Origin of the sequence: Saccharopolyspora montiporae, from assembly GCF_015209505.1 — a bacterium.
GTDB classification, from domain to species: Bacteria; Actinomycetota; Actinomycetes; order Mycobacteriales; family Pseudonocardiaceae; genus Saccharopolyspora; species Saccharopolyspora montiporae.
This window is the reverse complement of the sequence record NZ_JADEYC010000009.1, coordinates 254,994-267,473: the sequence shown is the minus strand read 5'-3', so window position 1 is coordinate 267,473 and position 12,480 is coordinate 254,994. Positions and strand designations below refer to the sequence as shown.

The following is a 12,480-nucleotide window of genomic DNA, read 5'->3' as shown; positions in this document are numbered from 1 at the left end:
CCGCCTATCGTGGCGGACGTGACGCAGCCCGCGGTGCTCTTCGACTTCTCCGGGACCCTCTTCCGGTTGGAGGAGGACGCTTCCTGGATGGCGGAGCTCACCGATGCGGACGGTGCGCCGTTCGACATCGAGGAGCAGGCCGAGATCATGCGCCGGATGACGGCCCCCTCCGGGCAGGTCGTCCAGTTGCCCGCCGAATTCCAGCACGCCTGGGACAACCGGGATCTCGATCCGGAGCTGCACCGCAAGGTCTACGTGGAGGTGCTGCACCGCTCCGGGGTTCCGCTGCCGCAGGCCGAGCGGCTGCACAGCAGGCTCATCGACCCCGACTCGTGGACGCCGTACCCGGACACCGCCGGCGTGCTGCGCGAGCTGCACGGCGCGGGAGTGCGCGTCGGCGTGATCAGCAACATCGCCTTCGACATCCGGCCGGCGTTCACCCGGATCGGTGCCGATCAGCACGTGGACGAGTTCCTGCTGTCTTACCACGAAGGTGTGATCAAGCCGGATCCTAAGCTGTTCCTGCGCGCCTGCGAGCGGCTCGGCGTGGCCCCGGCCGACGCGCTGATGATCGGGGACAGCGCGGAGGCCGACGGCGGAGCCGCCGAGGTCGGCTGCCCGGTGGTGCTCGTCGACCCGCTGCCCACCGCGCAGCGGCCCGCCGCCCTGCGCGAGGCCGTCGGCCACCTGCTGGGCTGACCGGAAGCGGATCCTGTGCGGGTGCGCTGACCTGCACCCGTACCATCGTGGTCGTGAGCCTGCAGCTGCATGACACCGCGACCCGCACGACGCGCGAATTCCAGCCGCGCATCGACGGAGTGGCGTCGATCTACGTCTGCGGGGCGACCGTGCAGGGCATGCCGCACGTGGGACACGTGCGCAGCGGGCTGAACTTCGACGTGCTGCGCCGCTGGCTGGCGCACCGCGGCTACGACGTCCGCCTCGTGCGCAACGTCACGGACATCGACGACAAGATTCTGGAGAAGGCCGCCGCCGCCGGACGTCCCTGGTGGGAGTGGGCGGCCACGCACGAGCGCGCCTTCGAGGACGCCTACGACCGGCTGGGCTGCCTGCCCCCCTCGGTGCTGCCGCGCGCCACCGGGCACGTCACGCAGATGGTCGAGCTCATCCAGCGGCTGATGGACCGCGGGCACGCCTACGCCTCCGGCGGGGACGTCTACTTCGCCGTGGACACCTGGACCGCGGAGTACGGCAGGTTGTCCGGCCAGCGGCTGGACGAGGTGCAGCAGGGCGAGACGCCGTCCGGGGCCAAGCGCGATCCGCGGGACTTCACCCTGTGGAAGGCGGCCAAGGAGGGCGAGCCGAGCTGGCCCACCCCGTGGGGCCGTGGCCGGCCCGGCTGGCACCTGGAGTGCTCGGCGATGTCCACGTTCTACCTGGGCAGTGAGTTCGACATCCACGGCGGCGGGCTGGACCTGGTGTTCCCGCACCACGAGAACGAGCTCGCCCAGTCCACCGCGGCCGGGGACGGGTTCGCCCGGTACTGGATGCACAACGCCTGGGTGACGCTCAGCGGCGAGAAGATGTCCAAGTCGCTGGGCAACACGCTGACCATCCCCGCGGTGCTGCAGCGCGCGCGGGCCGCCGAGGTGCGCTACTACCTGATCACGCCGCACTACCGGTCGACCCTGGAGTTCTCCGAACCGGGGTTGGCCGAGGCCGGGGCGACCTACCGGCGCATCGAGTCGTTCGTGCAGCGGGTCGTGCAGCGCACCGGTGCGGTCGAGCCGGGCGAGGTCGGCGCGGAGTTCGCCGCCGCGCTGGACGACGACCTGGGCACGCCGCAGGCGGTCGCCGCGGTGCACGGCGCGGTGCGCGAGGGCAACGCGGCGCTGGACGGCGGGGACGACGCCGCGGCCCGGGACGCGGCCGCCGGGGTGCGCGCGATGACCGGCGTGCTCGGCCTGGATCCGTTGGACGAGCGGTGGGCCGAGCGTTCCGGGGAGCAGGACGCGGCGCTGGGCGCGCTGGGCCAGCTCGTCGAAGCCATGCTGCAGCAGCGCACGCAGGCGCGCGAGGATCGCGACTTCGCCACCGCGGACCTGCTGCGGGATCGCCTGCACGCCGCCGGAATCGCCGTCGAGGACACCCCCGACGGGCCAATGTGGACACTGAAGGACGGGTAACTCGTGGCAGGCAACGACAAGCGCCGCGGCGCCACGCGCAAGTCCAACAAGAAGGGCATGGTCGTCGGCTCCGGCGGGCAGCGCCGCCGCGGGCTGCGCGGCAAGAAGCCGACGCCGAAGGCCGAGGACCGCTTCGCCCACCCGGCCAAGCGCAAGGCCGATGCGAAGAAGAAGGCCGAACAGGACCAGGTCAAGCGCCGGACGCAGCAGGAGAACTCCCCGGAGCTGGTGGCCGGCCGCAATCCCGTCGTGGAATGCCTGCGCGCCGGGGTCCCGGCGACCGGGCTGCACGTGGCGCAGGGCATCGAGGTCGACGACCGGGTGACCGAGGCGGTCCGCGAGGCGAAGGAGCACGGCATCCCGGTGCTGGACGTTCCGCGCACCGAGCTCGACCGGATGACCGGCGGCGCGCTGCACCAGGGCTTGGGCCTGCAGGTGCCTCCGTACCGGTACGCGCACCCGGAGGATGTGCTCAGCGCGGCCCGCGATTCGGGCATGCCGCCGCTGATCGTCGCGCTGGACGGGGTGACCGACCCGCGCAACCTGGGTGCGGTGGTCCGCTCGGCGGCCGCGTTCGGCGCGCACGGCGTCGTGCTCCCGCAGCGGCGCAGCGCCGGGATGACCGCGGTGGCCTGGCGCACCAGCGCCGGGGCTGCGGCGAAGCTGCCGATCGCGCGCGCCACCAACCTGACCCGCACGCTGCGCGACCTGCAGCAGGAGGGGCTCATGGTGGTCGGCCTGGACGCCGATTCGGACATCAGCTCCGACCAGTTGGAACTGGCCACCGAACCCCTGGTGGTCGTCGTGGGCTCCGAGGGGCGCGGGTTGTCCCGGCTGGTGCGCGAGACCTGCGACCAGACGGTGTCCATCCCGATGGCTGGGGATGTGGAGTCGCTCAACGCCTCCGTCGCCGCGGGTGTCGTGCTGGCGGAAGTGGCGCGGAGGCGCCGGGTCTGACGTCGGGCGGGCCGCGGGGTTTCCGCGGCAACCGCCCGGGTTCCGGCCCGCGCTGGGCTGGGGTTCGTCGAGGTGGCGGGAGCCGCGTCCGACCGGTCCGCCGGGGAGGCGAGGACTTCCCGCACTCCGCGGCCCCGCCGTGTCGTTCGCCAGCCGGCTGTGCTCGTGGCGGTGCCGGTCTTTCCGTGACCGCTGTCCACAGCCCGGCCTCATCTTGTGGACAACTCGGATGAGTGCAGGTCAGCGCGGGGTGATCCGGCCGCGGAGTTCGTTGATGACGGCACCGAGGAAGCCGATGTTGAACACCATGTGCACGGCCACCACCGCGCGGGCCCCCTGCGAGGCCGCGTGCACATCGCCGAAGCCGACCGTGGCGGTCACCGACAGCGCGAAGTACAGCGCATCGGTCCGGGTGCCCAGCTGGGCCATCGCTCCCGGGTAGTGCCAGGAAAGTCCGAAGTAGACGGACGCGAAGAACAGCACCGCTAGGTACAGCGCGGCGACCATCCCGGCCATCGAACCGCGCCGGCGCGCACCGGGGCGGAACCGCGCCGCCTGGACCAGGATCAGCACCGAGATGAGCAGCAGCCCTACCGCGAACACCGCCACCGATGAGACGGTGCCGACCACCCCGAACCGGCCCAGCGGCAGCAGGTAGTACACGACCGTGCAGGCCAGCACGACCAGCAGCGCCGTCGCCGGGCCGCGTAGCGCGGACCAGCGGGCGGATTCTCCTCCGGGCACGCCGATCAGCCTGGGGCAACTCCCCGCCGCGCGCCCGCGGGGCAGGTCGGTCAGGCGACCGGGGTCCGGGTGGCCCGGCGCAACCGGTAGCCGCCCACGACCCGGCACACCAGGTAGATCAGGAACGAGATCGTGGTGACGAACGCGCTGACCGGGGCTCCCGGACCGAGCGAGAGCAGGATCCCGCCCAGGGCGGCGGCTTCGGCGAACAGCACGGACAGCAGGGTGGCCTTGACCGGGCTGGCGGTGACCCGCGCGGCCGCCGCTCCCGGGGTGACCATCAGCGCCAGCACCAGCAGCGCACCCACCGTGTAGACGCCGAGGGCCGTCGCCACGCCGACCAGCACCGAGAACAGCGGGGTGAGCACCCGGGCGGGCACCCCGCGGGCGACCGCGACGTCCGGATCGGCGCTGGCGAACAGCAGCGGCCGGTACACCAGGGCCAGCACGACCAGCACCGCCAGCGCCGAGGTGCTCAGCAGCACCACGTCCGCGGAATCCACGCCGACGATCTGCCCGACCAGCAGGCTGAACTTGTTCGAGGTGCGTTCCGGGTTGAGCCACAGCAGCAGCACGCCCACGCCGAGACCGAAGGACAGGATGGCGCCGATCACCGAATCGCGTTCGGTGCCGCGCTGCCCGAGCAGCCCCAGCAGCAGCGCCGCGACCACGGCGCCGGCCAGCGCGCCGATCCCGACCCCCGCGCCGATGAGCAGCGCGGCGGCGGCACCGGTGAACGCGAGCTCGGCGGTGCCGTGCACGGCGAACGACATCCGCCGCATCACCACCAGCGGGGCCAGGCAGCCGGACACCAGGCCCAGCGCGGCGGCCGCGAGCAGCGCCTGCTGCACGAACGGGTAGCCGAGCAGGTCCACCGCGGTGGAGAAGTCGAACACCGGGCTGAGCACGTCGATGAGTTCGTTCACGCCTCGTCCGTTTCGTGCACGTGGTGCGGGTGGTCGTCCTCGGCGCCGACGACCACGAGCCTGCCGCCGACCCGGGCGACCTCGACGTCGGTGCGGAACAGCTCGGACAGGGTCGCCGAATTGAGCACCTCGTCCGGTGTGCCGATCCGGAACCGGCCGTCCACCAGGTACAACACCCGGTCGGCCAGCGGCAGCACCGGGTTGATCTCGTGCGTGACGAACAGGACCGCGGCGCCGGCCTGCTCGGCCCGGTCGGCGATGAGCCCGCTGACCTTGCGCTGGTGCGCGAGGTCCAGGGACAGTAGCGGTTCGTCGCAGAGCAGCACCGAGGGGTCGCCGACCAGGGCCTGGGCGACCCGCAGCCGCTGCTGCTCACCGCCGGACAGCAGGCCCAGCGGCATCCGCGCGTACTCGGCGGCGTCCACCGCGCGCAGTGCCGCGTCCACCCGCCGCTTGCGTTCCCGCCTGCGGCGCAGCCCGACGCCCCAGCCGTGGCCGTCCAGGCCGAATCCGACCAGGTCCTGGCCGCGCACGGTCACCGCGCCCTCGACAGCGCGCTGCTGCGGGATGTAGCCGATCCGGTCGCTGCCGCGACGCGCGGGTGCGCCGTCGATGTGCACCGTGCCGCTGGTCGGCTCCTGCAGCCCGAGCAGCACGCGCAGCAGGCTGGTCTTGCCGGAACCGTTCGGCCCGAGCACGGCGAGGAATTCGCCGGGGTGGACGTCCAGATCCAGCCCCTCCCACAGGGTTCGGTCGCCGTAGGAGAGCCCGGCGCCGCGCAGCCGGACGGGCGGTGCGGTGTCGGTCATCGGGGCGGCTCCCGGGGATCCGCCGCTCACGGCCGGTCGCCGAGGGCGTCGCGGAGTGCGGTGATCTGCCCGCCCATCCAGTCGACGTAGGACCGGCCCTCCGGCAGCGTCTCGGTCATCTCGACCACCGGAATCCCGCGCTGCTGGGCGCTTTCCCGCACATCGCGGGTCACCGGGGTCTCGGTCTGCGGGTTGTGGATCACCGCTGCGGCCTGGCCGGACCGGACCGCGTCCTGGATCTGGGCGACCGCGGCGGCCGAGGGGTCGGTCTCCGACTCGATCGCGTCGACGAAGGACGGCGGTGTGCTGTCCTGCAGGCCCGCGGAGTCGATGAGGTACTGCGCGACCGGTTCAGTGACGATCACCTGCTTGCCGCGGTGGGCTTCGGCGATCTCGCCGACCTGTTGCTCCAGGCCGCCGATCTGCCGGGTGAACTCGGTGGCCGAGTCGTGGAAGCGTTGGCCCTCGGCCGGGCGCAGCTGCGCCAGCTCGTCCGCGATCCGGTCGCCGACCTCGTGCACCACGTGCAGGTCGTACCAGACGTGCTCGTTGCTGCCGTGCGCGTGCTCGTGCTCCCCGCCGTGCTCGTTGCTGCCGTGCGCGTGCGCGTGCTCGTGCCCCTCGCCGGGAGCGCCCTGCTGCTCGCCGCCGTCCTCGTCGCTGAACGCCTGCACGGTCGGCTTCGGGTCGTCCGCCGCGAGGATGCGGTCCATGAACTCGTCGTAGCCGCCGCCGTTGTGCACGACCAGGTCGGCATCGGCGACGTCGGCCGCGTCCCGCGGACTGCTCTCGTAGGAGTGCGGATCGGCCGCGGTATCGGTGATCAGCGGGGTGACCTCGACGGCGTCCCCGCCGACCGCGCGGACCACGTCGGCCCACACGTTCGTCGAGGTGGTGACCTGGACCTTGCCGTCCGCGCCGCCTCCGTCCTGTCCGGTGCCGCACGCGCTCGCGGCGAGCGCTGCTGCGACCAGTACGGCTACCGCGGTGCCGGTGCGGCCTCTGCGGGTCATCGATGCACTCCTCAGCTCCCGGTCACCCGTGGACCGTCGGCACGTGTGCGCGGAGTGATCACGACTGGGGTGATCGCCTCGTCGGGGTCGACGTGTCGAGTCAGGACGACCGCTGGTCAATGGCGAACGGTAACGGGAACCGTTGTCATGTGCAGTTTAAGCACCGATCGGTGCGGGATTCCACCGGCCGGGGGAGGTTGTGCCTGCGGACACGGCCATCGCACCGCCGCCGGAGTCGGACCGAGCCGCGGACGCCGGGCGCGCGCAGCGCTCGGACGTGAGTGGGATATGCATCATGCTCGCTTCACCCCCGGGTACTGAACCGTTACGGTTCCTCCATGGCGCGGTCAACGAATGCCCGGCGGCCTGCGACCCTGGCTTCGCTCGCGGCGGAGCTCGGGGTGTCCAGGACGACGGTGTCGAATGCGTACAACCGTCCGGACCAGCTCTCCCCGGAGCTGCGCAAGAGGGTGCTGGACACCGCGCGCCGACTCGGCTACCCGGGCCCGGACCCGGTTGCCCGGTCGCTGCGCACCCGCAAGGCCGGGGCCGTCGGCCTGCTGCTCACCGAGAACCTCTCCTACGCCTTCCGGGACCCGGGCGCGCTCGGCTTCCTGGAAGGACTGGCGCTGGCCTGCGAGGACGCCGCGCAGGGGCTGACGCTGATCCCGGCGAGCCCGGAGCAGGAGGACGTCGCCTCGGTGCACCGCGCGGGCGTCGACGGGTTCGTCGTCTACTCGGTTCCGGAGGATGATCCGCACCTGGCGGCCGTGCTGGAGCGGCCGGTGCCCGTCGTGGTCTGCGACCAGCCCCGGTTGGACAACATGGACTGGGTCGGCCCGGACGACGGCCGGTCGATCAAGGCCGTCGCCGAGCACCTCATCGGGCTCGGCCACCGGCGCATCGGGGTCTCCTGCATGCGGCTCGCTCGCGGCCGCAACGACGGCCCGGCCTCGGTGCAGCGCCAGGCCAACGCGAGCTTCCACGTGCAGCGCGCCCGGCTGGCGGCGCTGGGCGAGGCGTTCGAGGCGGTCGGCGTCGAGTGGTCGGGCGTGCCGGTGGTGGAACGCTTCGACCACACCCCGGCGTCCGGGGCCTCGGCCGCCGCGCAGCTGCTGGAGATCGACCCGGAGATCACCGCCGTGGTGTGCACCTCGGACATCCTCGCCCTGGGTGCGTTGACCGAAGCGCACAACCGCGGTCTGCGGGTGCCGGAGGACCTCAGCATCACCGGATTCGACGGCATTCCGGACGCCGAGCGGGCGGGGCTGACCACGGTGCGCCAGCCGTGGCTGGAAAAGGGCCGCGCGGCCGGACGATTGCTGCTGGACAACGCCGAACCGGGCCGCCCGCGGCACATCCAGCTGGAGACCCAGCTGATCACCGGTGCGACCTCGGCCGCACCCCGCTCCATGGAAGAACGCTGGTTCGGCCCGTAACCGGATTCCGGCGGCGTGCTGCTCGCCAGCGGCGGTACCCGCTTCCACGCACCGATCAACCTGCACCGCCGCGGGTGTCTCAGACGTCGCCCCGGGGAGGACAGCCCCAGCGCCATGCGTGGCATGCACCAGTGACGTTCCCGCACCGAGGCGGCGCCTGAGGTTCCGCTACCCGCACCGCCCGGCAAGCCCGGTCAAGAACGCCTGCTCACGCGGACAGCAGTTGGGCGCAGCGGATCAGACCCAGGTGCGAGTACGCCTGCGGGTGGTTGCCCAGCGACCGCTCGGCGATCGGGTCGTACTCCTCGGACAGCAGCCCGGTCGGACCGGCGTTGTCCACGATCTGCTGGAACAGCTCCTCGGCCTCGGTGCGCCTGCCGATCAGCAGATACGCCTCGATCAGCCAGGCCGCGCACAGGTGGAAACCGCCCTCGTCACCGGGCAGCCCGTCGTCCCGCCGGTAGCGGTAGACGGTGGAGCCGCTGCGCAGCTCGGATTCGATGGCGGTCACCGTGGCCTGGAACCGCTCGTCGGAGGGGTCGATGAGCCCGGACAGCCCCACGTGCAGCGAAGCCGCGTCCAGGTCGGAACCCTCGTAGGCGGTGGTGAACGCCTGCACGTCCGGGTGCCAGCCGTTCTTGATCACGTCCTGCGCGATCTGGTCGCGCAGGTTCTCCCAGGACGGGTCGGCCGCGTACCCGTACGCGGTGGCCAGCTTGACCGCGCGGTCCAGCGTCAGCCAGCACATCACCTTCGAGTAGATGTGGTGCCGCGGCACGTCCCGCTCTTCCCAGATGCCGTGGTCGGGTTCGAACCAGCGGTGGGCGACCGCTTCGGCCATGGCTTTGACCAGTGACCAGTCCGTCTCCCGGAGCCCGCCGGTGGCCTGGGCCAGGTGTGCGATCAGTTCGACGACCGGGCCGAACACGTCCAGCTGCACCTGCTGGTCGGCGAGGTTGCCCACCCGCACCGGCCGCGATCCCGCGTACCCGGGCAGGCTGTCGATGACCGCCTCCGGGCCCAGCCCGGTGCCCTGCAACGTGTACAGCGGCCGCAGCCGCTCCGGACCGGGCAGCGTCTCCAGCACCCGGTGCACCCAGTCCAGGAAAGCCTCGGCCTCGGTGGTGGACCCCAGCGTGACCAGCGCCTGCGCGGTCATCGCCCCGTCGCGCAGCCAGCAGTAGCGGTAGTCCCAGTTGCGGACACCGCCGATCTCCTCCGGCAGCGAGGTGGTGGCCGCGGCCATGATGCCGCCGGTGTCGGCGTTGCACAGCCCGCGCAACGTCAGCGCCGAGCGCGCCACCAGGTCGGTCTCCACCTCGGGCAGGGTCAGCCGGGCCAGCCAGTCCGACCAGTACCGGTCGGCGGCGCTGCGGCGCTGCGGTTCCGACTCGGCGGCCGGTTCGAGGTCCTCGCTGCCGCAGCGCAGCTCCAGCACGACCGGTTCGTCATCGGAGGGCTGCACCAGGGCGCGCGCGGACTCGTGCATCCCGTCCGAGCTGATCTCCCACTGCACGCCCGGCGAGTGCAGCACCATCGGCTCCGCGGTGCCCAGCACGCGCAGCCCGCCGGATTCCGGCTGCAGGCGCACCGGGACCTGGCCGAACTCCGGGCGGGGCGCGAAATCCACCGCAGTGCGGGCGCTTCCGCTGATCACCCGGATCAGATCGGTGCGGTGCGGATCGCTGCCGTGTTCCAGGTAGTCGGTGACCAGCAGCCGGGACCACCGGGTCTCCACGGTCATCGTGTTCGGCACGTAGCGCTGGCCCAGCGGCAGCGGACTGCGCTGCGCACCGTCCCCGGCCTGCGGGCGGACGGTGAACGTGCCCGCACCGGACCCGCCGAGCAGGTCGGCGAACATGGCCGCCGAATCCGGTCCCGGGTGGCACATCCAGGTCACCCGGGCGTCCGGCGTCAGCAGGGCGACGTTGCGCTCGTTGGACAGCATGGTCAGCCGCTCGATGGGCGGGGCCTGCTCGCCGTAGAGCCAAGTGCGGCGCTCCTCCATCAGGAACGCCAGCACGGTGGCGACCTCGCCGGTGTCGTTGATCCGGTAGTCGGCGGCGCTCTCCCCGTCGCCGACCCGGATGCCCAGGTCCGGGCCCTGCAGCCGGGAGAACGCCTTCTCGTCGGTCACGTCGTCGCCGAGGAACATGGCCGCGGTCGCGCCGACCTGGTGGCGCAGCGCCTCCAGCGCGTTGCCCTTGTCCGTCTGCACGACGGCCAGCTCCACGACCGCCTTGCCCTCGGTGACCTGCACGCCGTCCCAGGTGGCCGGTCCGTTGCGCACGGCGCCGAGCACGTCCTCGGCGATGCCGTCCTCGGCGGCGCGCACGTGCACCGCGACGCTGGCCGGTTTGGCCTCCAGCCGCACGCCGGGTTGGCCCGCCACGATGTTCTGCAGGCTGATCTGCAGTTCGGTGCGCAGCTGGGTGACCTCCGGGTCGAGCTCGTGCACGAAGCCGACGTCGAACTCGGAGCCGTGGCTACCCACCAGGTGCACCTCGGAGGGCAGCCGGGACAGCGTGGCGAGGTCGCGCAGCGCGCGGCCGGAGATCACGGCGGCCGTGGTCGCGGGCAGCGAAGCCAGCGATCGCAGCGCGTGCACCGATTCCGGGAGCGGTTTGGCCTGGCTGGGGTCGGCCACGATCGGGGCGAGTGTGCCGTCGTAGTCGGAGGCGACCAGCAGGCGCGGTGTCCGCGCGAGCTGCACGACGAGGCGGCGCAGCTCGGCAGGCAGTGCTTCGGCGGTCAACGCCATACTCCTCAAGGGCGTGGTGGTCGATGTCGGTGGATCGATCCGGACGGCGCGGTGCAGCTGCCGCCGCGCTCGTCCGGGATGTGTCGTCGCGGCGCGAACCCGTGTCCGGGCCGCTGCGCGCCGGCGCTACTCCGCGTGCGGGGTGCCCAGTGCTTCGAGGAACGACCGCGCCCAGCGGTCGACGTCGTGCGTGAGCACTTGCCTACGCAATGCGCGCATCCTACGGCGTCCCTCCGCTTCTTCGATGTTCAGGGCCGCGAGCAACGCATCCTTCACACCGTCCAGGTTATGCGGATTCACCAGGAACGCGCTCGTGAGCTCAGCGGCGGCTCCGGCGAACTCGCTGAGCACCAGCGTTCCGCCCAGGTCGTGCCTGCTGGCCACGTATTCCTTGCACACCAGGTTCATCCCGTCGCGCACCGGCGTCACGACCATGACATCGGCCGCGCAGTAGAACGCCACGAGGTCTTTGCGCGGCACGGACGTGTGCAAGTAGTGCACGGCCGGGTGGCCGACCCTGCCGTACTCGCCGTTGATCCGGCCGACCGCGCGTTCGATGCCCTCGCGCATCTCCTGGTAGTGCTCGACGCGTTCCCGGCTGGGCGTGGCCACCTGGATCATCACCACGTCCTCCACTGTGATGTCGCCTTCGGCCAGCAGTTCGCGCATCGCGTGCAACCGGACGTCGATGCCCTTGGTGTAGTCGAGCCGGTCGACGCCGAGCAGGATCCGGCGCGGATTGCCCAGTTCCGCGCGCAGCTGCTTCGCGCGCTGCTGGACCTCCTTGGTGCGCGCCAGCCGGTCCAGGTCGTTGGCGGCGATGGAGATGGGGAACGCGCCGACCCGCACCGTCCGGTCGCCGACCTGCACGACGCCCGGCCGGGAGCGCACGCCGACCTGGCCGCGGCTGGGCTCGAAGCCGGCGAGCCTGCGCGCCAGCCAGAGGAAGTTCTGCGCGCCGCCGGGGCGGTGGAAGCCCACCAGGTCGGCGCCGAGCAGCCCCTGCACGATCTCGGTCCGCCACGGCAGCTGCATGAACAGCTCCACCGGGGGGAACGGGATGTGCAGGAAGAACCCGATGCGCAGGTCCGGGCGCAGTTCGCGCAGCATCGAGGGCACCAGCTGCAACTGGTAGTCCTGCACCCACACCGTCGCGCCCTCGGCGCTGACCTCGGCCGCGGCCTCGGCGAACCGCCGGTTGACCCGCTGGTAGGAGTTCCACCAGGTCCGGTCGAACACCGGCGGGACGACCACGTCGTGGTAGAGCGGCCACAGCGTGGCGTTCGAGAATCCTTCGTAGTACTCGGCGAATTCCGCCGCGGTGAGCGAGACCGGGTGGATGTGCAGGTCCTCGTCGAGGAACGGTTCGACGTCGAGGTCGGCGACGCCCGGCCAGCCGACCCACGCGCCGTGCCGGGCGCGCAGGAACGGTTCCAGTGCCGTGACCAGCCCGCCGGGGCTGTGCTTCCAGCGCTGCGTGCCGTCGTCGAGCCGTTCCAGGTCGACCGGCAGCCGGTTGGCGACCACAACGAAGTCCGCTCGGCCGGCGGTGCCGCCGTCGCTCACCGGGAATCCCTCCGCCCTGTAGACCTGCGGCGAGGCTAGCCAATCGCCGCCGTCCGTGCGTGCTGCGTGTGGTGCAAGCACCCGTTGTCGAACCGGTGGAACCGGCTGGCCCGCCGGA

The 12,480-nt window shown here is 72.0% G+C and carries 10 protein-coding genes; 4 read left to right on the top strand and 6 right to left on the bottom strand.

Annotated elements, in window-relative coordinates; translation table 11 throughout:
- Positions 1-18: 18 nt before the first annotated feature.
- The 3 genes from IQ251_RS06595 to rlmB are packed head-to-tail and all read left to right on the top strand — an operon-like array spanning position 19 to position 3,104.
- On the top strand, positions 19-699 hold the full coding sequence (locus IQ251_RS06595; RefSeq protein ID WP_193927550.1) for an HAD family hydrolase: 681 nt from the start codon (positions 19-21) through the stop codon (positions 697-699).
- A 53-nt stretch (positions 700-752) separates the two neighbouring features.
- Entirely contained in the window at positions 753-2,147 is a 1,395-nt protein-coding gene (gene cysS / locus IQ251_RS06590; protein WP_193927549.1) for a cysteine--tRNA ligase, read from the top strand.
- A gap of 3 nt (positions 2,148-2,150) precedes the next feature.
- Entirely contained in the window at positions 2,151-3,104 is a 954-nt protein-coding gene (rlmB, locus tag IQ251_RS06585) for a 23S rRNA (guanosine(2251)-2'-O)-methyltransferase RlmB (protein WP_193927548.1), read from the top strand.
- A gap of 240 nt (positions 3,105-3,344) precedes the next feature.
- On the opposite strand, the gene IQ251_RS20235 is transcribed toward rlmB, so the two are convergent.
- Genes IQ251_RS20235 through IQ251_RS06565 form a run of 4 tightly spaced genes read right to left on the bottom strand, consistent with a single transcriptional unit; the run spans position 3,345 to position 6,596 of the window.
- Positions 3,345-3,848, bottom strand: a complete 504-nt coding sequence (locus tag IQ251_RS20235) for an ion channel (protein WP_193927547.1) — start codon at positions 3,846-3,848, stop codon at positions 3,345-3,347.
- A 50-nt stretch (positions 3,849-3,898) separates the two neighbouring features.
- Positions 3,899-4,774: a metal ABC transporter permease gene (locus IQ251_RS06575; protein ID WP_193927546.1), complete on the bottom strand. Its 876-nt coding sequence runs from the start codon at positions 4,772-4,774 to the stop codon at positions 3,899-3,901.
- Entirely contained in the window at positions 4,771-5,583 is an 813-nt protein-coding gene (locus IQ251_RS06570; protein WP_193927545.1) for a metal ABC transporter ATP-binding protein, read from the bottom strand. Before IQ251_RS06570 ends, IQ251_RS06575 begins: the two co-directional genes overlap by 4 nt.
- A gap of 26 nt (positions 5,584-5,609) precedes the next feature.
- Entirely contained in the window at positions 5,610-6,596 is a 987-nt protein-coding gene (locus tag IQ251_RS06565; protein WP_193927544.1) for a metal ABC transporter solute-binding protein, Zn/Mn family, read from the bottom strand.
- A gap of 338 nt (positions 6,597-6,934) precedes the next feature.
- Between IQ251_RS06565 and IQ251_RS06560 the strand changes: the two genes are divergently transcribed.
- Positions 6,935-8,035 carry a LacI family DNA-binding transcriptional regulator gene (locus IQ251_RS06560; RefSeq protein WP_193927543.1) on the top strand — a complete coding sequence of 367 codons (1,101 nt, stop codon included), beginning with the start codon at positions 6,935-6,937 and terminating at the stop codon, positions 8,033-8,035.
- 208 nt (positions 8,036-8,243) lie between these two features.
- On the opposite strand, the gene otsB is transcribed toward IQ251_RS06560, so the two are convergent.
- Together otsB and IQ251_RS06550 are read right to left on the bottom strand one after the other, a co-directional pair.
- Positions 8,244-10,796 (bottom strand): trehalose-phosphatase, encoded by a 2,553-nt coding sequence (gene otsB, locus IQ251_RS06555; RefSeq protein ID WP_193927542.1) that lies wholly within the window; start codon positions 10,794-10,796, stop codon positions 8,244-8,246.
- Between the two features lie 126 nt (positions 10,797-10,922).
- The gene (locus IQ251_RS06550) at positions 10,923-12,362 is read right to left on the bottom strand and encodes an alpha,alpha-trehalose-phosphate synthase (UDP-forming) (RefSeq protein WP_193927541.1); all 1,440 of its coding nucleotides are present in this window, start codon (positions 12,360-12,362) and stop codon (positions 10,923-10,925) included.
- Between the last annotated feature and the right edge of the window lie 118 nt (positions 12,363-12,480).